This is a genomic window from Sphingomonas sp. ABOLG (genome assembly GCF_003950435.1).
Lineage (GTDB): Bacteria > Pseudomonadota > Alphaproteobacteria > Sphingomonadales > Sphingomonadaceae > Sphingomonas > Sphingomonas panaciterrae.
In genome coordinates, this window is the sequence record NZ_QQWW01000005.1 from 151,342 (window position 1) to 174,378 (window position 23,037).

A 23,037-nucleotide genomic window follows, 5' to 3' on the forward strand; every position below is an offset into this window, starting at 1 on the left:
GACCGCAACGCGAGGCCTTTTTCTCTTGGACTTGTACAATCACCGGCTCCGGCTGCATGCCGATCCGTCTCGCGTCGTGGTACGCCCGTTTCATATTTCGAGCACTGCCCTGAACGGGCAGGGGCAAAGCCGTGCGCAGCGCATGATCGACGAAGTGCTGGCGATGTCAGCGGTCGAGGCGAGCGAGCAATTGAGCCTTGTCCTGCGCGATTTCGAGGCGCGTCACTGGCAGACGCGGCGCGTGTTCCTGACCCGCTATCGCGAGATTGCGGAGACCCACGGGATCGACGACAGCGCGCTTGGCGACGAAAAGCGGCAGTTGATCGGTGCCTATTTCTGCCACGAATACAGCTATGCGGCCGCGGCGCTGATGAACCCCAGCGCCGTTCCACATTACGACCAGTCGGGCATGCCCGAAGGGTCGCAGCGCATCCTGATGAGCCTTCGCGCAGTGGGGGAGGGGCATATTTCCTCCGTCGCCTTCCGCGAAGGCATCATCACGGACGAGAATGAGCTGATCCTGGCGCCCGAGCCGCCCTTTGCCACGGCCGCGGATGCCTATGGCATCGATGGGCCGGAGATGCCGAGTGGCCCCGTGACCGTGCACCGTGATCGCGATTCGACGCTGTCCGGTACGGTGATCTTCCCGATTACCGAGGCACAGTCGAAGGGACTCGAGGACCTGCGGCTGGTGCATTTCACCCATGAGGATGGATCGCAGGAGTGGCTCGGCACCTATACCGCCTATAATGGCGCGAGAATTCAGTCGGAGCTGATGCGCACGCGCGATTTTCGCGCCTTCGATCTGGTGCCGATGACCGGGAGTGCGGCGCGCAACAAGGGAATCGCGCTGTTCCCGCGCACGGTGAACGGCGAATATCTGTCGATCGGGCGCCAGGACGGTGAGAACCTCTACCTGCTCCGTTCCGATCGGCTGGATCATTGGGACGACGGCGAACTGATCCTGACGCCGGTCTATCCTTGGGAGCTTGTGCAGATCGGCAATTGCGGTCCGCCGATCGAGGTCGATGAAGGCTGGCTCCTGCTCACCCATGGTGTGGGCGCGATGCGCAAATATTCGATCGGCGCCGCGCTGCTCGACAAGAACGATCCTTCCAAGGTGATCGGGCGCACGCGCGAGCCGATCCTGGCCGCTGCCGATCAGGATCGCGAGGGCTATGTGCCCAATGTCGTCTACACCTGTGGGGCGATGCGCCATGGGGACAAGCTGTTCATCCCCTATGGCATCGCCGACAGTTCGGTCGGCTTCGCCTTCGTCGAGATCGAGAAGCTGCTGTCGCTGATGTGAGTTGGCGACTGCTTGCCGCAGGGTCGGCGCGCTTTGCCACGAATTGGCGGATGATCCTGCTTCCTGGCGGCTTGTTATCGTCTGTCCAGGCCTAAGTCATTGTATTTGCTTGTGTCCGGTAATTGGCACGGCGGCTGCAATGCGTCCGGTAACAGGCGGTTCGCCTGCATATTACCGGAGCAGACATGATGACCGACGTTTCTTCGCGCGCAGCCCCCAAGGACAATCTGCTGGGCATCTGCAATGCGGTGGGAGAGGATTTCGGCTTCAACCCCTTGTGGTTGCGACTGGCGCTGGGTGCTTCGTTCGTGCTTCAGCCGGTTGCGATCGTCACCCTCTATTTCGTTCTGGGCGCCGGGGTGTTGATCTCGCGCATCCTGGTGCGGCCGCGGTTCGCTGTCGCTCCGCACGTGCCGGTGATCGCGCAGGACCAGGCGGCGCTGGAGGATGAGCAGCTATTCGCCAAGGCTGCCTGATCGCGGGTGGCGCGGCCGAGGAAGGCTCGGGCTGCGCCACTGCTCGTGACAGTCGACACGCCCGCTCTGACCGCTTAGGCCGACCGGCTTGAGGAAAGGGGTAGTCATGACGACAGCGTTGCGAGTGGCTTTGGCAGGATTGGGGACCGTCGGTGGCGGGGTGATCCGGGTGCTGGAGACCAATCGCGAGTTGATCGCGCGGCGCGCGGGCCGGCCGATCGAGATCGTTGCCGTGTCCGCCCGTGACCGCACCAAGGACCGCGGTGTTGATGTCAGCGGCTATGAGTGGGTGGACGATACCACCGCGCTTGCCCGCTGCGACGCGGATGTGGTGGTCGAACTGGTCGGCGGGGCCGATGGCCCGGCACTGGCGCTCGCCCGCGCGACGCTTGGCGGTGGCAAGGGGTTCGTGACCGCGAACAAGGCGATGCTTGCGCATCACGGTGCCGAACTGGCGGAGATGGCGGAGGCCGCGCGCGTTCCGTTGAAGTTCGAGGCCGCGGTGGCGGGCGGGATCCCTGTCATCAAGGGGCTGCGCGAGGGGATGGCCGCCAATGCGGTGTCGCGCGTCTATGGCATCCTCAACGGCACCTGCAATTTCATCCTGAGCAAGATGGAATCGGAAGGACGCGACTTTGGCGACGTGCTGGCCGATGCCCAGGCGCTCGGCTTTGCCGAATCCGATCCGTCCTTCGACATCGATGGCGTCGATGCCGCGCACAAATTGTCGATCCTTTCCACCATCGCCTTTGGCACGCGGCCGGCGTTCGCCGATGTTGCGATCGGCGGCATCCGAAACGTCACCGCGGCGGATGTCGCGGAGGCCGAGGCGCTTGGCTATCGGGTTCGACTGGTCGGCATGGCGCAGGCCGATGCGAGCGGCCTGTTCCAGCGTGTCCATGCGCATCTCGTCCCGCACGCCCATCCGCTGGCGCATGTCACCGGTTCGACCAACGCCGTCGTTGCAGAGGGCAATTTCGTCGGTCGCCTGTTGTTCCAGGGTGCCGGCGCGGGCGACGGCCCGACGGCGAGCGCCGTCGTCGCTGACCTGATCGACATTGCGCGCGGCGAGGCCGGCCCGCCGTATGCGATGCCGGTCGCCGCGCTGGCCGAAGTCGCGCCCGCAGCCGCGGGGGCGCAACGTGGACGCGCCTATCTGCGCTTCGCGGTGGCTGATCGGGTCGGCGTGCTGGCGGAAATCGCCGCGGCGATGCGAGATGCCGGTGTCTCGATCGAGAGCCTGATTCAGCGCGCCGTGCCGGTTGAAGGCACCGCGCTGGTCGTGATCGTGACGCATGAAGCGCCTGATGCGCACATCGAAGCGGCGCTGGAGCGCCTACGGGGTTCGCAGAGCCTCGCCGGTGAGCCCTTGTGGATGCACATTCTCGATTGATCCACGCCGTTGGCGGGTAAAGCGGGACAGGCTGACGGTGCGTTCACCCGGATCGCGTCGGTTAAGGCTCGATCTGTCTGCTCTTTTGCTGTATTAAGGCAGCATGACAGCGCTGAGCAACGAAGACAGCCCGGTCTATATTCGACTGCGTGGCACGATCGCCGCCGCGATCCTGCGCGGCGATTATCGGGCCGGGGATCAATTGCCGTCGGTTCGAGCGCTTGCCGCCGAACATGGCGCGAACCCGCTGACGGTGGCCAAGGCCTATCAGTCGTTCCAGGACGCCGGCTATGTCGAGGTTCGGCGCGGAGTCGGTATGTTCGTGCTGCCGGGGGCGGCGGATCGACTGCGCGTGGCCGAGCGCGACATGTTCGTCACCCAGCAATGGCCGCGGATCCGAGCCTATATCGAGTTGCTGGATCTCGACCCCGCCGCACTGCTGGCCGATCAGGAGGTCTGAGCGCGCGCGCCTCTTGAGCGGTAAAGCGCCCAAGTCATCGGTGCCGGACAGCCGCCGGCACCCCCCACCCTCATCGGTTCTGCATCGCCTCCAGCAGCGACTTCACTTCCTGGCTGCGGCCGCGCGGCAGGATCAGGATGTCGTTGCCCGAGGCCACGACGATCAGGTCCTTGACGCCGACCATCGCAATGCGGGCACCGTCGGTGCGCACCATGCAGTTGGACGAATCGAGCGCGATCACCTCGCCGCGGATCGCATTCCCCGCCTCGTCGCACGTGCTGATCGAATGCAGCGCGTCCCAACTGCCGACGTCGTTCCATCCCATGGCGACGGGGACGACTGCGACCTGGTCGGATTTTTCCATCACGGCATAGTCGATCGACTGGTTGGGCGCGTCCGCAAAGGCCTGGGCGGCCGGTCGGATATGCGGGCCGGACCGTTCCCCCTCGGCCAGCGAACGACGGACAGCATCCAGCATGGCTGGTTCGAAACGGGCGAGCGCATCAAGATAGGCATCGGCCCGGAACAGGAAAATGCCGCCGTTCCACACATGGTCGCCCGAGGCGAGCATCGCTTCTGCCACATCGCGCGGCGGCTTCTCCACGAAACGGTCGACGCGGTGCACTCCTTCCGCAACGGGGGTGCCAACCTTGATATAGCCATAGCCCGTTTCCGGCGCATCGGGGGTGATGCCGAAAGTGACCAGCCAGCCCTCCTCCACCATCGGGCGTGCCGCCTCGATCGCGGCATGGAAGGCGGAGACGTCGTGGATCACATGGTCCGATGGCATGACCAGCAGCGGCGCGGCGCTATCGCTGGCGCATAGAGCGGCGAGCGCGATCGCAGGAGCAGTGTTTCGACCGAGCGGTTCAAGAATGACCGACTCCGGGCGGCACCCGATGGCGCTCAACTGACTGTCGATCATGTCGAGGTGGCGAACGTTCGCCACCACGATCGGGCAGGCGAACCGATCACCGACCGCGCGCAGCGCGGTCAGTTGCAGCATGGTTTGGTCGGCGGTCAGGGGCAGCATCTGCTTGGGACGGTCCGACGTGGACATCGGCCATAAGCGCGTGCCCGATCCGCCAGACAGGATCACGGGAACGATTGGCGACATGCGCGCTGTTTCCTTTGCAGATGGTGATGGTCCGCCGGTCAGGGGCGCGGCAGACGAACGGTAAGCGGAAGCTTCCCCTGCGCTTCAATGCACATCCGGGGAAATCGATCCACGCGCTTCCGTATTCAGCCTTTCTTTGTCATTTGCTGCGACACGATCCTGTCGGATTTCCTTACACCGATCGGCGAGCGCGGGCATGATCAGGATTTTCAAACATTATGTGCCCAATGCGGTGGCGCTGGTCGGCCTGATCGACTTCGTCATCCTGCTGTTCGCGGCCGAACTCGGCTGGCTGGTGCGGACGGCGCAGCTGGACATGCTGCCAGGTGCCGTGACCACGCGCGTGCCAGCGCTTTTCGCTTTCGCGATCCCCTTGTTCGCGGCGATGGTGGCGGTTGGCGCCTATCATGCCGACGTCCTAGTCTCCGTCCGGCAGGCGGTCATGCGGCTGATCGTCGCCGTGTGCGTCGGCGTGATTTTCCTCAGCTTGCTCTATTTCTTCATGCCCTCGGTCAGCTTCTGGCGGTCGAGCCTGTTCTACGCCATGCTGTTCTCCATCGCCGGCCTGGTCGCGGCGCGGCTGCTTTTTCTGCGCATCCTGGGCGGCGAGCGATTCCGCCGCCGGATCATCGTGCTGGGCGCCGGATCACGCGCGGCGCGCTTGCGACAGCTGGAACAGGCAAATGGCGCCAGCTTCGTCATTGCCGGCGTGGTTGCGATGAGCGAGGGGGCGCGGGAGGTGGAAGATGCCGTGCCGCGCGCCGATATCGCGAACCTTGCGGCGTTTGTGGTCGAGCGACGCGCGACGGAAGTGGTTCTTGCCATTGAAGAACGGCGGAAGGCGCTCCCGCTCAAGGATCTGCTGCGGGTCAAGACGACGGGCGTGCACGTCAGCGACTATTCCACCTTCCTCGAGCGCGAGACCGGTCGGATCGATCTGGCCAGCCTCAACCCGTCCTGGTTGATCTTTTCCGACGGCTTCTCGTCCGGGCGCATGTTGTCCGGCGTCGCCAAGCGCGCGTTCGACATTGTGGTGAGTTCGCTGCTGTTGCTGATCGCGGGGCCGCTTATCCTAGTGACCGCGCTGGCCATCCGGCTCGAGAGCCGCGGTCCGGCCTTCTATCGTCAGCGTCGGGTCGGCCTGTACAATGAGCCCTTTGACATCCCGAAGCTGCGCTCGATGCGGCAGGATGCCGAAGCCGCCGGCACCGCGGTCTGGGCGCAGGAGCGCGATCCGCGGGTGACGCGCATCGGCCGCTTCATCCGCAAGGTCCGGATCGACGAATTGCCGCAATGCTGGAGCGTGCTGAAGGGCGAGATGAGCTTCGTCGGCCCGCGCCCGGAGCGCCCGCAGTTCGTCGCCGAACTGGAACAGCAGCTGCCTTATTATGCCGAGCGTCACATGGTGAAACCGGGGATCACGGGCTGGGCGCAGATCAACTATCCCTATGGTGCCTCGATCGAGGATGCGCGGCATAAGCTGGAATATGACCTCTATTACGCCAAGAATTACTCCCCCTTCCTCGATCTGCTGATCCTGCTGCAAACCTTGCGGGTCGTCCTCTGGCCGTCGGGCGCCCGGTGAGCGGCCGCATCTCGGCCGCCCCGGCAGATAACTCGGCCTCGGCGAGTGCGTCCGCGGGTAAGGAGCGGCCAGCATTGTTGTGCGCCACCGCGGACCCCGCGGGGTTCGAGCCGGTGATCGGCGCGCTCGCATCCTGGCCAGTTCACCTTGGGACGACGGGTGCGTGTTCGGTCGAGCTGGTAGCGACGACGCCGACCGGCGTCGCGGTCATCGACGGCGCGATGCTGGAGGCTGGTGATGACGCTGGCGATCCCGAGCTGATCGACGCGCTTCTTCAAGCGCGTCCGACGTTGAAGGTCATCGTGATCTGCCCGGCCGAGTCTTACGCGGTCGCGCGGGCGGCGGTCGCGGCCGGGGCGTGGGACGTGTGCTATCTGCCGGTTGATCCGCAGGCGCTTCGCCAGATCGTCGCGCGTGCGTTTGATGTTCACGCGCTTCACGCGGCGGCGTCCGCCGCAGCGGGCGGGGGAGAGGAGGCTGGTGGTGACAGCGGTGTGATCACTGCCGCCCCCGAAATGACGCAGGTGCTGCGGACGGTGAGCCGCATCGCACGCACCGACGTATCGGTTCTGCTGTCGGGTGCGAGCGGCACGGGGAAGGAATTGCTGGCGCTGCATCTCCACGCCGCCTCGCCGCGCGCCAAGGGTGCTTTTGTCGCGATCAACTGCGCCGCGATTCCCGACACGTTGCTGGAAAGCGAGCTATTCGGCCACGAAAAGGGTGCGTTCACCGGCGCGATCCGTACGATGCCAGGTAAGATCGAGCAGGCGGCAGGCGGGACGCTGTTCCTGGACGAGATTGGCGATGTGCCGCTGCCGTTGCAGGTCAAGCTGCTCCGCTTCCTTCAGGAACATGCGATCGAGCGGATCGGCGGGCGGCGCCCTATCCTGGTCGACACGCGGATCGTCTGTGCCACCCACCGCGACATCGACCAGATGGTCGCCGACGGCCAGTTCCGGGAGGATTTATATTATCGGCTGGCGCAGATTGTCGTGGCGATCCCTCCGCTGGCGAAGCGGCCGGGCGATGCCCTGTTGCTCGCGCGGCATTTCGTGGCAAAGTTCGCGCCCGTGATGAATCCAGCGGTACGCGGGCTCGCCGCCGACGCCATTGCGGCGATCGATGCCCATGACTGGCCGGGCAATGTGCGCGAGCTTGAGAATCGGATCAAACGCGCCATCATCATGGCTGACGCGCGTCTGATCACGTCGGCGGACCTGGACCTAGTCAAAGGGGCCGAGCGGCCGACCAGCCTGCGCGCTGCGCGCGAGGCAGCCGATCGCGATGCCATCCGCCGGGCGCTGGCACGTACCGAAGGCAACATCTCGCAAACCGCGAGGCTGCTGGGCGTCAGCCGCCCGACATTGTATGACCTGCTGAAGAGCTACGACCTGCATGCATGAAGTGAGCGCACGCTATCCCATGCTGCGCCGGCGGCGGCGCAGGTCGACGGGCACGCGAAGCCGCGTACGTGTTGTCTCGCGTCGCGTGGTCGCGGTGCTGCTGCTTGCGGCGCTGGTGCTGGGGGGGCTCGTCATGCTTGCCCGGCGGGCGAGTGCCCCCGATCCGGCGCGCGCCTATGCGGACGGCATCGCGGCCCTCAAGCGCGGCAATTACAGCGCGGCGCGAAACCACGCGCTCGTCGCGGTGACCGGAAGCGAGCAAGCCCGTTCCAACGTGCTGCTCGGCCAGGTCGACCTGCTGATGGAAAACGGGGCGGCGGCAGAGGCGGCCTTCAGCCGCGCTGTTTCGGCCGGAATGCCCGCCGGGCAGGTGAGGCATCTGTTTGCGGAAGCCTATCTGCTGCAGGGGGATGCCGATCGCGCATTGGCAACCGCGGGTCGGGTGGCGGGAGCATTCGCGGCAGACGGACAGCGGGTTCGCGCCCGCGCGCTGGCCGCCAATGGCGATCCCGCCGCGGCAAGCGCGCTGCTGATCGCCGTGACTCGTGCCAATCCCCGCGACAGCAAGGCCTTTAGCGATTTGGCCCGCCTGCGCATGGATGCGGGCGATGTCCTTGGCGCGGAGGCGGCGGCCCGGGCGGCGTTGACGATCGATCCATCGAACCTGAGCGCGATCGTGACGGCCGGGCAGGTGATCCGCAGCCGATATGGCCTTGTGGCGGCCCTGCCGTGGTTTGCCCGCGCGCTGGAGGCCGACGCTTATTATTATCCGGCACTGATCGAATATGCCGCCACGGCCGGAGACGCCGGGCGCTACGCCATCATGCTCGACGCGAGCAGGAAGGCGCTGGCAGCGCGGCCCGGCAACGTCCCGGCCCTGTACCTGCAGGCGGTGCTTGCCGCGCGGGCGGGCAAGCGTGACCTGACGCGCGCCATGCTGTCGAAGATCGGCGATGCCGGCGTCGAGGTGCCCGGGGTGGTCATGCTGGCGGGGCTGCTGGCGTATGCCGATGGTGCCTATGAGCAGGCCGTCGTCAGTTTTCGGGAGATCGTCGGCCGACAGCCGATGAACCTTGTCGCGCGGCGCCTGCTCGGCGCCTCGTTGTTGCGTTCCGGTGACGTGCGCGGTGCCCTTGATATCCTGCGGCCGATGGCGTTGCGCGCGGATGCGGACAGCTACACATTGATGCTGGTCGCCAGAGCCTTCGAGGCGAACGGGGAACGTGACTGGGCCGCTCGCTACCTGGATCGTGCGAGCCGCCCGACGATCGGCGAACCGGCGCCGTTCGCGAGCGATACAGGGGTGGCTGCGGCGGCGGCAGCGGTGGCGCGCGAGCCTGAAGACCCCGCCTTGGCGGTGACATATGTGCGCAGCCTGCTGGAGGAGGGCGACCCCGGCGCGGCAGTGCGCGCGGCGGAGGCGGTGGCCAATGTGTCGCCGGGTGCGGCGGACGCCCAATTGCTGGCGGGGGACGCCCGCGCCGCGACGAACCAATGGGCGGCGGCAATGGAGCGGTACCGACTGGCCGCTGACCTGAGGTTCGACGGTCCGGCCTTGCTCCGCCTGTCGGAGGCGACCGCGCGCACCGGCCGGCTGCGTGACGGCGCGGCGGCGCTGACCTTGTACCTGTCGCAAAATCCGCAGGCGCTGCCGGCCTATCGCCTGCTGGCGAACCTGCAGGTGGCAAGCGGTGAGTGGGAATCGGCCGCCGCCACGCTGGAGACGCTGCGCGGTGCGGGCGCGCAACGCGACGCGTTCGTCCTGGCGCAACTGGCGCGCGCCCATACCGAGGCGGGCGACCCAAGGACCGGATTATCCTTTGCCCGGCGCGCCTACGCCTTGTTGCCGATGAATCCCGGCGTTGCCGATGCCTATGGCTGGGCGCTGTACGAGAACGGCGACCTGGAGGGGGCGCGGCAATTGTTCGCCAAGGCGGTGGCGCTGGCACCCGATGTGCCGGAGGTCCGCTGGCATCAGGCGCAGGTGCTGGCGGAGGCGGGCGACAAGGCGGCGGCGCAGCGGCTGCTGCGCCAGCTGCTGGGAGACGCCCGCTTTTCGCAGCGCGCCGCGGCGCAGGCGCTGCTGCGGGCGATCAGCGGCTGAGCGACGCGGCATTGCGCCGCCAACGCGGCGATCGTAGCAGCGGGCAGATGGACGACCTTGCCCGCATTGCCGCTGCGCTGGAGCGGTTGGCGCCCGCGCCGCCGGCCGGTGCCGATCCGCTGGCGCATCCTGCCTATGTGTGGCGCCAGAACGTGTTGGTGGCGGCAAGGGCCTTTGCCCCACTGTCGCTTGACCTGCTGCACGGGGTGGAGGCGCAGAAGGATGCGCTGCTGACGAACCTGGAACGACTGGCGGCCGGCCATGCGGCGCAGGACGTGCTGCTGTGGGGCGCGCGCGGCACGGGCAAGTCGGCACTGGTGAAATCGGTGGTTGGCGCGGTGCAAGGCGCCGGCGGGGCGCTGGCGATCGTCGAGGTGGCGGCCGACCGGCTCGACAGCCTGCCGCAGCTGTTCGACGCGATCGCTGGCGTGCCGCGTGCCTTCGTCCTTTTCCTCGACGATCTGGGCTTCGATGCCGCGGCGGATGCGCGCACGTTGCGATCGTTGCTGGAGGGCGGGGCGGAGGCGCGGCCGGCGAACGCGCGGCTGGTCGTCACGTCGAACCGGCGCCACCTGATCCCGCGCGACATCCACGAACAGGAAAGCGCCATCAACCCGCGTGATGCGGTGGACGATCACCTGGCGCTGGCCGATCGCTTCGGCTTGAGCCTTGGTTTTCACGTGGTCGACCAGCCGCTCTATCTCGAGATCGTGCGTGGCTATGCCGAGCGCTACGACCTGCCGTTCGAGCCGCAGGATGCGCTTTTGTGGGCAACGAAACGCGGCAGCCGATCGGGCCGCGTCGCGTGGCAATATGTGGTCGACCTTGCCGGGCGCGCGGGCAAGGCGCTTTAGCCCAGCCCCTCGACCATCTCGGCGAGTTCCAGCCAGCGCATTTCGGCGGCGTCCTTCTCGTCGCGGGCGGCAGCGACTGACTTCATCAGCGCGTCGAATCGGGCGGGATCGCGGGTGTAGAGGGCGGGATCGGCGAGCAGTGCCTCATCGCGCGCGATCGCTGCATCTAGCGCCTCGATGCGCGCGGGCAGTTGGTCGAAATCTCTCTGATCCTTGTAGCTGAGCTTGGTGCGCGTCGGCGGCGGGGGGGCTGGCGTGGCGGCCGGCTTTGCCGCGGCCTTGCGTGCGGGTTCGGCCCGAACGGCGCGCTGGCGCTCCCAATCTTCATAGCCGCCGGCGACGATGTCGACCTTGCCCGAGCCATCGAGACCGAGCGTGACGGTGACAGTGCGGTCGAGGAAATCACGATCGTGGCTGACGATCAGCACCGTGCCGTCATAGTCGCCGATCACTTCCTGCAGCAGATCGAGCGTTTCGAGGTCGAGATCGTTGGTCGGCTCGTCAAGGACTAGGAGGTTCGAGTGGCGGGCGAATTCGCGCGCGAGCAGCAGGCGCGAGCGTTCGCCGCCCGACAACGAGGCGATCTTCGCCTCGGCGAGGCTCGGATCGAACAGGAATTCCTTGAGATAGCCGTGGATGTGCTTCTTGGTGCCGAGGACGTCGATCCAGTCGCCGCCGTCGGCCAGCACCTCGCGCACCGTCTTCTCCGGCGCCATCAGCTTGCGCTGCTGATCGATGATGATGCCGTCGAGCGTCTTGGCGAGCTTCACACTGCCGCTGTCAGGGGCAAGCTCGCCCGTGAGGAGGCGCAGCAGCGTGGTCTTGCCCGCGCCGTTGCGGCCGACGATGCCGATGCGGTCACCGCGCGTCACCCGGAAGGTGAAGTCGCGGATGATCGTGCGGCCGTCATATTCCTTGGTGACATGCTCCGCGTCGATGACGACCTTGGTCTTGTTGTCATCATGCCCCATGGCGAGGGCGGCGGCGCCCTGCGGGCCGATCATCGCGGCGCGCGCGGCGCGCATTTCCTTCAATTTGGTCAGGCGGCCCTGGTTACGGCGGCGGCGGCCGGTGACGCCACGCAGCAGCCAATGTTCCTCCAGCTTCAGCCGGGCGTCGAGCCGTTCGGCGGCGCGCTGTTCCTCGGCATAGACCTGTTCGGTCCAGGCGTCGAAGCCGCCGAAGCCGACCTCGGCACGGCGCAGATTGCCGCGGTCGAGCCATAGCGTCTGCTTGGTCAGGCGGGTGAGGAAGGTACGATCGTGGCTGATGACGACGAAGGCGCCGCGGTAGCGGTTCAGCCATTCCTCCAGCCATTCGATCGCGCCGATATCGAGATGGTTGGTCGGCTCGTCGAGCAGCAGCACGTCGGGATCCTGCGCCAGCGCGCGGACGATGGCGGCGCGGCGGCGCTCGCCGCCCGAGGCGGTGGCGGCCTCGCGCGAGAGATCGATGCCGAGCTGGTCGGCGATCGCATCCGCCTCGAAATGCTGAGGGGCGTCGTCGCCTGACAGGACGTAGTCGGCGAGCGTGGCGAAGCCGGCGAGGTTCGGATCCTGTTCGAGCAGGACGACGCGGGTGCCCGGCACGATGGTGCGGCGGCCCTCGTCACTGTCGATCGTGCCGGCGATCAGCTTCAGCAGCGTCGTCTTGCCGGCGCCGTTGCGGCCGATCAGCGCCAGCCGATCACGCGGCCCGACATAGAAATTGAGGTGGCGGAACAACCAGCCGGCGCCCTGGATGAGGCCAAGGTCTTCGTACGCGAGAATAGGGGCTGCCATGAGGGCGGCAGATAGGGGGCCGGGGGCGATGCGCCAAGCGCGCAATGGCCGCGCGGGCATAGTTATGATGGCTGGAGGTATTGCACGCAAAAGCTGGGCTGTCTGGCGTCCGCCGCGTGCCTCTGCCACGGGGGCGACATGAAGATCCGCGATTTCCTGCTCCTCGTCCTCATCTGTCTGGTCTGGGGATACAGCAATGTATTGAGCAAGATCGTGGTCGGGAATTGGGCGGTACCGCCCTTGTTCTTTGCGGCGATCCGCTTCCTGGTGGTGATCGCGGCGACCCTGCCATGGCTGCTGCCGATGCCGCGGCCGCGCTGGCGGATCGTGGTGATCGGCATTCTGATGGGGGCGGGCAATTTTGCTTTGCTGTTCATCGGGCTGCAGACCGCGTCGCCAAGTGCCGCAGCGGTGGTGATCCAGATCGGCGTGCCGTTCACGACATTGCTGTCGATCGTGATGCTGGGCGAGCGAATCCATTGGCGCCGCGGGCTGGGCATTGGGCTGACGCTGGCGGGCGTGCTGCTGGTGGTGTGGAATCCCGACGGGATCGATCTCTCCGCCGGGCTGTGGTTCGTCGTCGGCGCGGCGTTCACCGGATCGCTGGGCGCGGTGCTGATGAAGCAGGTGGAGGACGTGGCGCCGCTGCGCTTCCAGGCGTGGGTGGGGCTGGTTTCCTTCCTGCCGCTGGCGGTGGCGTCAGCCCTGTTCGAGGAGGGGCAATGGACGAGCGCCGTTGCGGTCGGCTGGCCGTTCGTCGGCGCGGTGCTGTTTGCCGCGTTGGTCGTGTCGGTGCTGGGACACACCAGCTATTACGGGCTGATCCGCCGTTATGAAGCCAATTTGCTGGCGCCGCTGACGCTGATGACGCCGCTGTTCACCATTGCCTTCGGAGTCGCGCTGACCGGGGACAAGCTGGACATGCGGATGATCGCCGGGGCGATGCTCGCGCTGGCGGGGGGGCTGGTGGTGGCGCTGCGATCGAAGAAGGCGACGCAGTTGCTGGCGGAGCGGGAGCAGGCCTGAGGAACCTGCCGCTCGCAGGGGTGCGGATAAGAAAAGGGCCGGGACGCTGGTGCGCTCCGGCCCTTTCTTTTTGGTCGGGTGGCAGCGGCGGGGCCGCTGCGGATCCGATGTCGTGCCCGGGGCGGCGGGTGCCGCCCCGGTCCGAAATCAGAAGTCCATGCCGCCCATGCCGCCGCCCGGCATTGCCGGCATTGCGGGCTTGTCTTCCGGCAGCTCGGAAACGGTCGCCTCGGTGGTGATGAGGAGACCCGCCACCGATGCGGCGTTCTGAAGCGCGGTACGAACGACCTTGGTCGGGTCGATCACGCCGGCCGCAACCAGGTTCTCGTAGGTGTCGGTCGCAGCGTTGAAGCCGAACGCGGTGTCGGTCTGATCGAGCAGCTTGCCCGAGACGACGGCGCCGTCCTGGCCAGCGTTCTGCGCGATCTGACGCACCAGCGCGGTGAGCGACTTGCGAACGATGTCGACGCCGCGCGTCTGATCGTCATTGTCGCCCTTCAGGCCTTCGAGTGCCTTGGTCGCGTACAGCAGCGCCGTGCCGCCGCCCGGAACGATGCCCTCTTCGACGGCAGCGCGGGTTGCGTGCAGCGCGTCGTCAACACGGTCCTTGCGCTCCTTCACCTCGACCTCGGTCGCACCGCCGACCTTGATCACGGCAACGCCGCCAGCGAGCTTCGCGAGACGCTCCTGGAGCTTCTCACGGTCGTAGTCGGACGTGGTGACTTCGATCTGCTGACGGATCGCCTCGGTGCGGCCCTTGATCGCTTCGGCATCACCGGCGCCATCGACGATGGTGGTATTGTCCTTGTCGATCGTGACGCGCTTGGCGGTGCCGAGCATGCCGAGCGTGACGGTCTCGAGCTTGATGCCGAGATCCTCGGAGACGACCTCGCCCTTGGTGAGGATCGCGATGTCCTCGAGCATCGCCTTGCGACGATCGCCGAAGCCCGGTGCCTTGACCGCTGCGACCTTCAGGCCGCCGCGCAGCTTATTGACGACGAGCGTGGCGAGAGCCTCACCCTCGATGTCCTCGGCGATGATGAGGAGCGGACGGCCCGACTGCACAACCGCCTCGAGGATCGGAAGCATCGACTGCAGGTTCGACAGCTTCTTCTCGTGGATCAGGATGTACGGGTCGTTCAGTTCGACCTGCATCTTTTCCGGGTTGGTGATGAAGTACGGCGACAGATAGCCGCGGTCGAACTGCATACCCTCGACGACGTCGAGCTCGAATTCGAGACCCTTCGCCTCTTCGACGGTGATCACGCCTTCCTTGCCGACCTTTTCCATGGCCTCGGCGATCTTCTCGCCGACTTCACGGTCGCCGTTCGCGGAGATGATGCCGACCTGGGCAACTTCCTGCGAACCCGAGACGGGCTTGGAGCGCGCCTTAATGTCGTCGACGACCTTGTGGACGGCGAGGTCGATGCCGCGCTTCAGGTCCATCGGGTTCATGCCGGCTGCAACCGACTTCATGCCCTCGCGGACGATCGCCTGGGCGAGAACGGTCGCGGTGGTGGTGCCGTCACCGGCGATGTCGTTGGTCTTCGAGGCCACTTCGCGCACCATCTGGGCGCCCATGTTCTCGAACTTGTCCTTGAGCTCGATTTCCTTGGCGACCGACACACCGTCCTTGGTGATGCGGGGCGCGCCGAAGCTCTTGTCGATGACGACGTTGCGACCCTTCGGGCCGAGCGTCACCTTCACCGCGTCGGCGAGGATGTCGACACCCTTGAGGATGCGCTCGCGTGCGTCGCGGCCGAATTTCACGTCCTTGGCTGCCATGTGGCTACCCTTTCAAATGAACGAATGTTGAGAGAAGTGCAGGTACGAACGATCGCTCAGGCGATGATGCCGAGGATGTCCGATTCCTTCATGATCAGCAGGTCTTCGCCGTTGACGCGGACCTCGGTGCCCGACCACTTGCCGAACAGGACGCGATCACCGGCCTTGACGTCGAGCGGGGTAACCTTGCCATCCTCGGCCTTGGCGCCAGCACCGGCGGCGACGACTTCGCCCTCCTGCGGCTTTTCCTTGGCGGTGTCCGGAATGATGATGCCGCCAGCGGTCTTTTCCTCGGCCTCGACGCGGCGCACGAGCACGCGGTCGTGCAGCGGACGGAAGTTCATGCGGATTCCCTCTCTTTGAGCGGAGTATGACAGTTCGTTGGCACTCCCCTGATGCGAGTGCCAGCCGGGGGGATATGTGGACGAGCCCAGGCACCGTCAACGGGGCCGATCACAATTTTTTGGAACTATCCGTCAGACCGTGCGTGGCAGCAGGCCAAGGCGTGCGCGGGCGTGCCAGCGCCACATCAGGAGGATCGAAACGACGAGCAACCCGACGGCCAGGCCAAGCCACACGCCGACGCCCGCCAGGCCGACGTAGAAGCCCAGCAGCCCTGAGGTGCCGAAGCCGATCACCCAATAGCCGAACAGCGCGATGATCATCGGCACGCGCGTATCCTGCAGCCCGCGCAGCACGCCGGCGGCCACGGCCTGCGCGCCGTCGACCAGCTGGAACATGGCGGCCACCGCCAGGAACTTCACCGCCAGCGCGACCACCGCCGCGTTCTGCGGCGCGTCGACGTCGATATAGGCGCTGACGAACAGCCGGGGGGTGAGCCAGATTGCCGCCGCGGTAAGGCCCATGAAGCCGATGCCAAGAATGAGCGCGACGCGGCCGGCACGCGCGATCCATGCGGCGTCTGCCGCGCCATAGGCCATGCCGACGCGAATGGTCGCGGCCTGCGCGATGCCGAACGGTACCTGGAACGCGATCGCGGCGATGTTCAGCGCGACCGCATGGGCCGCGACGGAATCGACGCCGATCAGGCCCATCAGGATCGCCGCCCCGCCGAACAGCGCGCCTTCAAAGGTCCAGGTCAGCATGATCGGTACGCCAAGGCGGACGATCTCGCGGAAGCGCGACCATTCGGTGACCCACCAGCGACCGAACAGGCGATAGCGCCGCAGCCGCGGGTCGAAGAAAAGGATGGCGACATAGGCCAGCGCCATCGCGACAAGGCTGATGACGCTGGCCCAGGCAGATCCTTCGAGGCCAAGCGCCGGCGCGCCGAGGTTGCCGAACACCAGCATCCAATTGGCCAGGATGCTGACGCCAAGCGCCAGCCCGGTGACCACAAAGGCCCAGCCGGGCCGGCCGAGCGCGGCGGCAGCGGTGCGCATCACGCCAGCGGCGACGCCGGCGGGAATGGCCAGCAGGATGATGTCGAGGAAGCTGCCGGCGCGACGCGACACCTCTGGATCCTGGCCGAACAGCAGCAGCACCGTTTCACCATGGGCGAGGAGGAGGATGACGGGCACGCAGCCGGCGGCACCGACCCAGAACGCCATGCGCACGCTGCGCCGCACCTCACGCACCGCGTGGCGGCGACGGCCGAGTTCGGCCGCGATCAGGGGCGCGGCGGCGCTGGTCAGGCCGATCAGCGCGTACATGCACAGGTTGAAGAGAAAGACGCCAAGGGTGGCGGCGGCGAGATCGAGGGTGCCGAGACGTGCGACGAAGATCACGTCGACCGCGCTGACCGCCATCTGCAGAAGGTTCGCACCGACCAGCGGCCCGGCAAGCCGGACCAGCGCCGACATTTCCGCACGATCGCTGGCGGGGCGAGTCTCGGTCAGCGGAGGATTGGCGGCGATCTCCATGATGATCGCGCGTTAGGCCGCTTTTCGGTCAAGTGAAAGGCAGCGGGCGGCAGTGCAGGTCAGCGATAATCAATTAGTTTGCGATGGGTGCCGACAGGAGGTGTGCGGTCTTCTTCTTGAAGGCGCGCAGCTTTTCACCCGAAAGCGTGGCGACGCTGGAGAGCGAAATGGAACGCGGATTGACGTTCTTGCCGTTCTTCCACACCTCCCAATGAAGGTGCGGGCCGGTCGACATGCCGGTCGACCCAACATAGCCGATGATCTGGCCGCGCGACACTTGCTGGCCTGCGCGCACGGCAAAGCGGCTGAGGTGGCCATAGCCGCTCGAGATGCCGCTGGAGTGATCCAGCTTGATGAAATTGCCGTAGCCGCGATTGCGCGCCGCCATGACCACGCGGCCTGCGACCGGGGCATAGATCGGCGTGCCGTGCGGGGCCGCAAGGTCAAGGCCCTTGTGCATCCGCAGGAAGCCCAGCAGCGGGTGGCGCCGCATCCCGAACGTGGAGGAGATCCGGCCGGAGACCGGCATGCCCATGAAGCCCTGACGCTTCACCTGGCCGCTGGCGTCCCAGAATTGTCCGCCATTGCCGTCGCCATCTTCCCAGCGGACGAGCTGAAGCTTCTTTCGGCCCTGATCGAGGCCGGCATATTGCAGCTGGCCGACCTGGACCTCGCCCGTCGCCGCGCGGGCGTGATCGGCAATGATGTCGAACGTGGCGCTGGCGGGGATCGCGCCGACCGAGGTGCGCGCGGCGATCGCCTTGATATAGGCCTCGACCAGCTTGGCCGGGGCGCCGGCGGCGCGCGCCGAGCGGTAGAGGCTGGAGCCGACCTGGCCCTTGATGCGCAGCGGCGTGTTGTCGATCGCGATCGGATGCCGCTCCAGCGTCAGCCCCTCTGCCTGGCGATGCAGCTCGAGGTTGAGATCGAAGCGGGCGCGGAAGGCGAGCTTTTCCAGCGGGCGCGCGGTGCGCCGGTCGTGCCGGCGGCCGAGCGTCAGGTCCAGAACGGTGCCGGGCTTCAGATCCTTCAGCCCGACCTCACTGGCGACGAGTGCTGCGGCGCGGGCGGCATCGGCGCGGCCGACCCCGGCGCGCTGCAAGGCCGCGCCGAAGCTGTCGCCGTTGCTGATCGACGCCGATAGCTCGATCGTTGGACGCTCGGGCGTTTCCGACAGGGGGCGAACGAGATCGTTGGCGGCCATGCGTCGCCCGCTGGAGGCGCCGAGGCCGAGCGGGGCGATCGACAGCGTGCGGGCCTCTTCGCGCTCCGCGCCGATCATCTGGCTGGTGATGGTGCCTAGCACGGGGCGGATGCCCGGCGCCGTCAGCAGCGCGGCGGCGATGAGGCTGCCGCAGGTGGCCAGCCCGCGCCACCATTCCCGGCTGCCGATGCGCGCGCCAAGGTCAGGTGCCCAGTCGGTCTGATGCAGCGTGTGACGAATGCGGTCCGGCCAGGGGATCGTGCGCACGGGCGCGGTCGCACGTCCGAAGCGACGGGCGCCTGCGGCGCCGGCCAGTTCCAGTCCAGGCTGCTCACGCAAGAACACGAGGAGAAAGGCGCCCCCAAGCACATGATGTCGCCGACCACCCCCGGCGCAGGCCAAGGCGTTGTGGGGGCAAGGTCCTAAAGTCAAATTAACCCGGGATCAGGCGAGTCGCTGCTGCGCCGGCCCGTTCCTTGAACGCGACGAAACGGAATGGTTGATTCAGAGGTGCTTGCGCCCGATGTTGCCGGGACCATGTCCTCCCACGACAACCTCCGCGTAACAGCGGTTCTCGGGCCGACGAACACCGGCAAGACACACCTCGCGGTCGAGCGGATGGTGGCGCATTCCAGCGGCATGATCGGCTTTCCGCTGCGGCTGCTGGCGCGCGAGGTGTATGACCGCGTCGTCGCGATGAAGGGGCCGGAACGCGTCGCGCTGATCACCGGTGAGGAGCGGATCGTTCCCAAGGACGCCCGCTGGTTCCTGTGCACGGCCGAGAGCATGCCGGTCGACCGCGACGTCGCGTTTGTGGCGCTGGACGAGGCGCAGTTGGGGGCGGACGCTGAGCGCGGCCATGTGTTCACCGACCGGTTGCTTCATGCCCGCGGGCGCGAGGAGACGATGATCCTGGGATCGGCGGCGCTGAAGCCGGTGGTCCGGTCGCTAATCCCGCGCGCCGAAATCGTCGAGCGGCCGCGCTTTTCCGACCTTTCCTATGCCGGCGCGAAGAAGATCAGCCGGCTGCCGCGCCGCTCCGCGATCGTCGCGTTCAGCGCCGAGGAAGTCTATGCCGTCGCGGAAATGCTGCGGCGGCTGCGTGGCGGGGCGGCAGTGGTGATGGGGGCGCTGTCCCCGCGCACCCGCAACGCGCAGGTGGCGATGTTCCAGGCCGGCGAGGTCGATTACCTGGTTGCGACCGACGCCATCGGCATGGGGCTGAACATGGATGTCGCGCATGTCGCCTTCGCCGGGCTGCACAAGTTCGACGGCAAGCGGCGGCGGCGGCTGACCGTCTCGGAGATGGCGCAGATCGCGGGGCGCGCCGGGCGGCACCAGCGGGACGGCACCTTTGGGGCGGTGACCGAGGAGGGGCCGGACGCGTTCCTGCCGGAGGAAGTGCTGGCGATCGAGGAGCATCGCTTCCCCGCGCTCGACTGGCTGTACTGGCGCAACGGTCGCCCCGACCTTCGCAGCGTGGACGATTTGCTGGCCTCGCTGTCGGAGCCGCCGGATCACGAGCGGTTGCGTGCGGCCCCGGAGGCGGTCGACCTGGCCGTTCTGCGGAGACTTTCGGCCGACCCCAAAATCCGGGCGCAGGCGCGCGGGCAGGTGGAGCGGCTGTGGGCGGTGTGTGGCATCCCGGATTTCCAGAAGCTGGGTGTCGAGCCGCATGCCCGCTTCGTGACGCGGATCTTCGACCATCTGTCGACCGGCTATCTGCCGCACCAATGGTTTGCCGACGAGGTTGCTCGGCTCGACCGGGTCGATGGCGACGTCGAGACGATCGCCGGGCGCGTCTCCGCGATCCGCACCTGGGCCTATATCGCGCAGCGCAAGGGCTGGCTGGCCGACCCTGACCATTGGGCGGCGCGGACGAGCGCCGTGGAGGAGCGGCTGTCGGACGCGCTGCATGCCAGCCTGACGCAGCGCTTCGTCGACAAGCGGACCAGCGTGCTGCTGAAGCAGATCGGCGCAGGTGCCGGCGCGTTGCCGATCGAAATCGGGGCCGAGGGCGAGGTGACGATCGACACCCATTCGATCGGCCGCCTCGACGGTTTCCGCTTCGTCGTCGCGCCCGAGGCGCGGGCGGCGGACAAGAGGTTGTTGCTGTCGACGGCGGAGAAGCAGCTTTCCAAGGAGCGCGATGCGCGTGGGGCGGCGCTGATCGGTGCTGCGGACGACGCCTTTGCGCTGGGCCCCAAGGGCACGATCAGCTGGCAGGGGCATGAGGTCGCGCGGCTGGCGCGCGGGCGATCGCTCGCCCGCCCGGCGATCGTGCTGGACGAGGCGCTGAACTGCCTTGCCGCGCCGCTGCGCAAGGCGGCGTCGGCCCGCGTCCAGCGATGGGTGGAGGATGCGATTGCCGCGCATCTGCCGGTGATCGCGCGCCTGGCCGAAATGGCGGGTGATGCGGCCGCGACAGGCGCGCTGCGCAGCGTGGCGCGGGCGATCGAGACCGGCGCCGGCATCACCCAGCGCCTGCCGATCCGCCCGGCGGTGGAGGCGCTTACCCCGGATGAGCGGCAGCGGCTGCGCAAGGCGGGCGTGACGATCGGCGCGCTGGACCTGTTCGACCCGCGAATGATGAAGCCGCGCGCGCTTCCCTGGCGCGCCGCGCTGCTTCACGCCGCGGGGCAGCCGCTGACGGGCACCCCGCCGGGCGGGGCGACCGTGCTGATGCGGGGCGCGCCCGGCGCGGTTCTGTCGACCGGTTTCCGCCCATTGGGAAAGCAGGCGGTGCGCATCGACCTGGTCGAGCGGATCGCGAGGTCGGCGCATGAAGGGCGCAAGGGGAGGGGCGCGTTCACGCCCGACCCGGCGCTCGCCACGTCGATGGGGTTGGAGCCCGCAACCATCGCGCGGCTGCTGACCGAATTGGGCTTTCGTGCCCTGTCCGAGGGGCGCTGGACATGGCGTGGCCGACCGCCGGCCCGCGCGGTTCGCCCGCGCAGCGACAATGCATTTGCCGTGCTGTCGGACCTGAACCTTGGCTAACCCGCCGGGTGGCGAGGCCACGATGCGGCTGGACCGTTACCTGTGGTTCGTTCGCCTAGCGAAGACGCGGGAGATCGCGCAGGACATGGCGGCGCAGGGGCGGCTGCGCATCGACGGCCGCGTCATCGACCGGGCGCATGCTCCGGTGCGGGTCGGCAATGTGCTGACATTCGTGAAGGCAGGCAGCGTTCGCGTCTTGCAGATCGAGGCTTTGCCCTTACGTCGCGGGCCAGCAGCAGAGGCGCAGGCCTGTTACCGCGAGCTGGGTGTAAAGATCGAGAACGCACCGCCCAAGTGCGACGACGATTGACGCTGGCCGACAGCGCGCATAGCAGCGGCGCCCGATCTGCTGATCGATGGAGGAGTTGAACCGGCCATGACCTATGTCGTCACCGACGCATGCATCCGTTGCAAGTACATGGATTGCGTGGAGGTGTGTCCGGTCGATTGCTTCTATGAAGGCGAGAACATGCTCGTCATCAATCCGAGCGAATGCATCGATTGCGGCGTGTGCGAGCCGGAATGCCCGGCGGAAGCGATCCTGCCCGATACCGAAAGCGGGCTGGAGCAATGGCTGGAGCTGAACGCGACCTTCTCCGCGCAATGGCCCAATGTCACGCGCAAGGAAGACCAGACGCCGCCGGATGCCGACGCGTTCAAGGGCGCCGAGGGCAAGTACGACAAGTATTTCTCGCCCGAGCCTGGCGCTGGCGACTGATCCCCGGCGGCCGATCTGGTCGCCTGACGGCGGCCGCGGCCGTGAGCGACAGGCTAGGTGAAATCCCGGATATCGCCGCGGCCCGTTCCTCGTCGATCGTGGGATGGTGGCGAAATGCCAGCCATGCTGCCCGATCGACTCTGGTAATATTGTTGCAACGCTGCTATATGAGTCCGTGACGGGCGCATTGTTTTCGCGCGTCCGCTGGAGTCGCTAACCCTTCACGTCAATGGTGCACGGGCTCAGACGGGCGGTTGTCCGCACAAAGCTCTGCCTCGGCGTGATTCAACCCGGAGGATCCGGATCCTATGGCTGCCAAGGCGCTGCATTTCGATGTCGGTGATTATGTCGTTTATCCCAAGCATGGCGTGGGCCGCGTAATCGAGCTGCAGAAACAAGAAATTGCCGGCATGCAGCTCGAGCTCTACGTGCTGCGCTTCGAGAAGGAAAAGATGACGCTGCGCGTTCCGACCAACAAGGCGGAAAGCGTAGGCATGCGCAAGCTGTCGTCCGACAAGACGATGCGCGAGGCGATGGAGACGCTGAAGGGCAAGCCCAAGGTCAAGCGGACCATGTGGTCGCGCCGCGCCCAGGAATATGAAGCGAAGATCAACTCGGGCGACCTAGTGTCGATCGCCGAAGTGGTCCGCGACCTGTTCCGTGCCGACGATCAGCCCGAGCAGAGCTATTCCGAGCGGCAGATCTTCGAAGGTGCGTGCAGCCGTCTGGCGCGCGAACTGGCCGCGATGGAGCAGATCGACGAGCCGGCGGCGCAGGAGAAGATCCTCGAGATCCTCCGCGATGCAGCTGCGATCTACAACAAGGACAAGGTTCCGGCCTGATCCAGCCACACCGACCGCGGTTGCGGCCGGTTTTCGAAAAAGGGCGGTCTTCCCGACGGAAGGCCGCCCTTTTCGCATGTGAAACGACCGTTGCGTT

The 23,037-nt window shown here is 66.8% G+C and carries 19 protein-coding genes; 13 read left to right on the top strand and 6 right to left on the bottom strand.

What is annotated here, in order from left to right; translation table 11 throughout:
* Positions 1–25 precede the first annotated feature (25 nt).
* The 4 genes from CA236_RS07900 (at position 26) to CA236_RS07915 (ending at position 3,638) form a co-directional block, all read left to right on the top strand.
* The gene (locus CA236_RS07900) at positions 26–1,309 is read left to right on the top strand and encodes a glycoside hydrolase family 130 protein (protein WP_046408423.1); all 1,284 of its coding nucleotides are present in this window, start codon (positions 26–28) and stop codon (positions 1,307–1,309) included.
* Positions 1,310–1,497: 188 nt separating this feature from the next.
* Positions 1,498–1,785: a PspC domain-containing protein gene (locus CA236_RS07905; protein ID WP_125945193.1), complete on the top strand. Its 288-nt coding sequence runs from the start codon at positions 1,498–1,500 to the stop codon at positions 1,783–1,785.
* A gap of 106 nt (positions 1,786–1,891) precedes the next feature.
* Positions 1,892–3,178 carry a homoserine dehydrogenase gene (locus tag CA236_RS07910; RefSeq protein WP_125945194.1) on the top strand — a complete coding sequence of 429 codons (1,287 nt, stop codon included), beginning with the start codon at positions 1,892–1,894 and terminating at the stop codon, positions 3,176–3,178.
* A 103-nt stretch (positions 3,179–3,281) separates the two neighbouring features.
* Positions 3,282–3,638 carry a GntR family transcriptional regulator gene (locus tag CA236_RS07915; RefSeq protein ID WP_046408419.1) on the top strand — a complete coding sequence of 119 codons (357 nt, stop codon included), beginning with the start codon at positions 3,282–3,284 and terminating at the stop codon, positions 3,636–3,638.
* 70 nt (positions 3,639–3,708) lie between these two features.
* Here CA236_RS07915 and CA236_RS07920 read toward each other — a convergent pair whose 3' ends face one another.
* On the bottom strand, positions 3,709–4,755 hold the full coding sequence (locus tag CA236_RS07920) for a mannose-1-phosphate guanylyltransferase/mannose-6-phosphate isomerase (RefSeq protein WP_125945195.1): 1,047 nt from the start codon (positions 4,753–4,755) through the stop codon (positions 3,709–3,711).
* A 196-nt stretch (positions 4,756–4,951) separates the two neighbouring features.
* Between CA236_RS07920 and CA236_RS07925 the strand changes: the two genes are divergently transcribed.
* The 4 genes from CA236_RS07925 to CA236_RS07940 all read left to right on the top strand — a co-directional run bounded on the left by CA236_RS07925 (position 4,952) and on the right by CA236_RS07940 (position 10,701).
* Positions 4,952–6,340: a TIGR03013 family XrtA/PEP-CTERM system glycosyltransferase gene (locus CA236_RS07925; protein WP_125945196.1), complete on the top strand. Its 1,389-nt coding sequence runs from the start codon at positions 4,952–4,954 to the stop codon at positions 6,338–6,340.
* A gap of 74 nt (positions 6,341–6,414) precedes the next feature.
* Positions 6,415–7,743: a sigma 54-interacting transcriptional regulator gene (locus tag CA236_RS07930; RefSeq protein ID WP_241212570.1), complete on the top strand. Its 1,329-nt coding sequence runs from the start codon at positions 6,415–6,417 to the stop codon at positions 7,741–7,743.
* Entirely contained in the window at positions 7,736–9,847 is a 2,112-nt protein-coding gene (locus tag CA236_RS07935) for a tetratricopeptide repeat protein (protein WP_125945197.1), read from the top strand. Before CA236_RS07930 ends, CA236_RS07935 begins: the two co-directional genes overlap by 8 nt.
* Before the next feature lie 47 nt (positions 9,848–9,894).
* Positions 9,895–10,701 carry an ATP-binding protein gene (locus CA236_RS07940; RefSeq protein WP_125945198.1) on the top strand — a complete coding sequence of 269 codons (807 nt, stop codon included), beginning with the start codon at positions 9,895–9,897 and terminating at the stop codon, positions 10,699–10,701.
* Here CA236_RS07940 and CA236_RS07945 read toward each other — a convergent pair.
* Positions 10,698–12,482 carry an ATP-binding cassette domain-containing protein gene (locus tag CA236_RS07945; RefSeq protein WP_125945199.1) on the bottom strand — a complete coding sequence of 595 codons (1,785 nt, stop codon included), beginning with the start codon at positions 12,480–12,482 and terminating at the stop codon, positions 10,698–10,700. The two genes, CA236_RS07940 and CA236_RS07945, sit on opposite strands and share 4 nt — an antisense overlap.
* Before the next feature lie 138 nt (positions 12,483–12,620).
* Between CA236_RS07945 and CA236_RS07950 the strand changes: the two genes are divergently transcribed.
* Positions 12,621–13,508 (top strand): EamA family transporter, encoded by an 888-nt coding sequence (locus CA236_RS07950; protein ID WP_125945200.1) that lies wholly within the window; start codon positions 12,621–12,623, stop codon positions 13,506–13,508.
* A gap of 147 nt (positions 13,509–13,655) precedes the next feature.
* Here CA236_RS07950 and groL read toward each other — a convergent pair whose 3' ends face one another.
* From groL to CA236_RS07970, 4 genes are all read right to left on the bottom strand, one after another.
* A complete protein-coding gene (groL, locus tag CA236_RS07955) occupies positions 13,656–15,293 on the bottom strand; it encodes a chaperonin GroEL (protein WP_125945201.1) in 1,638 nt (545 codons plus the stop codon).
* Between the two features lie 56 nt (positions 15,294–15,349).
* Entirely contained in the window at positions 15,350–15,637 is a 288-nt protein-coding gene (groES, locus tag CA236_RS07960) for a co-chaperone GroES (protein ID WP_046408410.1), read from the bottom strand.
* 132 nt (positions 15,638–15,769) lie between these two features.
* Positions 15,770–17,176, bottom strand: coding sequence for an MATE family efflux transporter (locus CA236_RS07965; RefSeq protein WP_125945202.1), 1,407 nt, complete (start codon positions 17,174–17,176; stop codon positions 15,770–15,772).
* 73 nt (positions 17,177–17,249) lie between these two features.
* Positions 17,250–18,749, bottom strand: coding sequence for a M23 family metallopeptidase (locus CA236_RS07970; RefSeq protein ID WP_241212571.1), 1,500 nt, complete (start codon positions 18,747–18,749; stop codon positions 17,250–17,252).
* Positions 18,750–18,917: 168 nt separating this feature from the next.
* Here CA236_RS07970 and CA236_RS07975 point away from each other — a divergent pair, with 168 nt between their 5' ends.
* The 4 genes from CA236_RS07975 (at position 18,918) to CA236_RS07990 (ending at position 22,940) form a co-directional block, all read left to right on the top strand.
* Positions 18,918–21,380: a helicase-related protein gene (locus tag CA236_RS07975; RefSeq protein WP_125945204.1), complete on the top strand. Its 2,463-nt coding sequence runs from the start codon at positions 18,918–18,920 to the stop codon at positions 21,378–21,380.
* Positions 21,381–21,402: 22 nt separating this feature from the next.
* On the top strand, positions 21,403–21,690 hold the full coding sequence (locus CA236_RS07980) for a S4 domain-containing protein (RefSeq protein WP_046408406.1): 288 nt from the start codon (positions 21,403–21,405) through the stop codon (positions 21,688–21,690).
* 66 nt (positions 21,691–21,756) lie between these two features.
* Positions 21,757–22,098 carry a ferredoxin FdxA gene (gene fdxA, locus CA236_RS07985; protein ID WP_125945205.1) on the top strand — a complete coding sequence of 114 codons (342 nt, stop codon included), beginning with the start codon at positions 21,757–21,759 and terminating at the stop codon, positions 22,096–22,098.
* Positions 22,099–22,406: 308 nt separating this feature from the next.
* The gene (locus CA236_RS07990; protein ID WP_046408403.1) at positions 22,407–22,940 is read left to right on the top strand and encodes a CarD family transcriptional regulator; all 534 of its coding nucleotides are present in this window, start codon (positions 22,407–22,409) and stop codon (positions 22,938–22,940) included.
* Positions 22,941–23,037: the final 97 nt, after the last annotated feature.

Excerpts from the sequence above, each read along its gene's own strand:
- CA236_RS07945 (WP_125945199.1), bottom strand. The coding sequence starts at position 12,482 with ATGGCAGCCCCTATTCTCGCGTACGAAGACCTTGGCCTCATCCAGGGC.
- CA236_RS07940 (WP_125945198.1), top strand. The coding sequence starts at position 9,895 with ATGGACGACCTTGCCCGCATTGCCGCTGCGCTGGAGCGGTTGGCGCCC.
- CA236_RS07990 (WP_046408403.1), top strand. The coding sequence starts at position 22,407 with ATGGCTGCCAAGGCGCTGCATTTCGATGTCGGTGATTATGTCGTTTAT.
- CA236_RS07925 (WP_125945196.1), top strand. The coding sequence starts at position 4,952 with ATGATCAGGATTTTCAAACATTATGTGCCCAATGCGGTGGCGCTGGTC.
- CA236_RS07915 (WP_046408419.1), top strand. The coding sequence starts at position 3,282 with ATGACAGCGCTGAGCAACGAAGACAGCCCGGTCTATATTCGACTGCGT.
- CA236_RS07980 (WP_046408406.1), top strand. The coding sequence starts at position 21,403 with ATGCGGCTGGACCGTTACCTGTGGTTCGTTCGCCTAGCGAAGACGCGG.
- groES (WP_046408410.1), bottom strand. The coding sequence starts at position 15,637 with ATGAACTTCCGTCCGCTGCACGACCGCGTGCTCGTGCGCCGCGTCGAG.
- CA236_RS07935 (WP_125945197.1), top strand. The coding sequence starts at position 7,736 with ATGCATGAAGTGAGCGCACGCTATCCCATGCTGCGCCGGCGGCGGCGC.
- CA236_RS07905 (WP_125945193.1), top strand. The coding sequence starts at position 1,498 with ATGACCGACGTTTCTTCGCGCGCAGCCCCCAAGGACAATCTGCTGGGC.
- groL (WP_125945201.1), bottom strand. The coding sequence starts at position 15,293 with ATGGCAGCCAAGGACGTGAAATTCGGCCGCGACGCACGCGAGCGCATC.
- CA236_RS07950 (WP_125945200.1), top strand. The coding sequence starts at position 12,621 with ATGAAGATCCGCGATTTCCTGCTCCTCGTCCTCATCTGTCTGGTCTGG.
- fdxA (WP_125945205.1), top strand. The coding sequence starts at position 21,757 with ATGACCTATGTCGTCACCGACGCATGCATCCGTTGCAAGTACATGGAT.
- CA236_RS07920 (WP_125945195.1), bottom strand. The coding sequence starts at position 4,755 with ATGTCGCCAATCGTTCCCGTGATCCTGTCTGGCGGATCGGGCACGCGC.
- CA236_RS07975 (WP_125945204.1), top strand. The coding sequence starts at position 18,918 with ATGTCCTCCCACGACAACCTCCGCGTAACAGCGGTTCTCGGGCCGACG.
- CA236_RS07910 (WP_125945194.1), top strand. The coding sequence starts at position 1,892 with ATGACGACAGCGTTGCGAGTGGCTTTGGCAGGATTGGGGACCGTCGGT.
- CA236_RS07965 (WP_125945202.1), bottom strand. The coding sequence starts at position 17,176 with ATGGAGATCGCCGCCAATCCTCCGCTGACCGAGACTCGCCCCGCCAGC.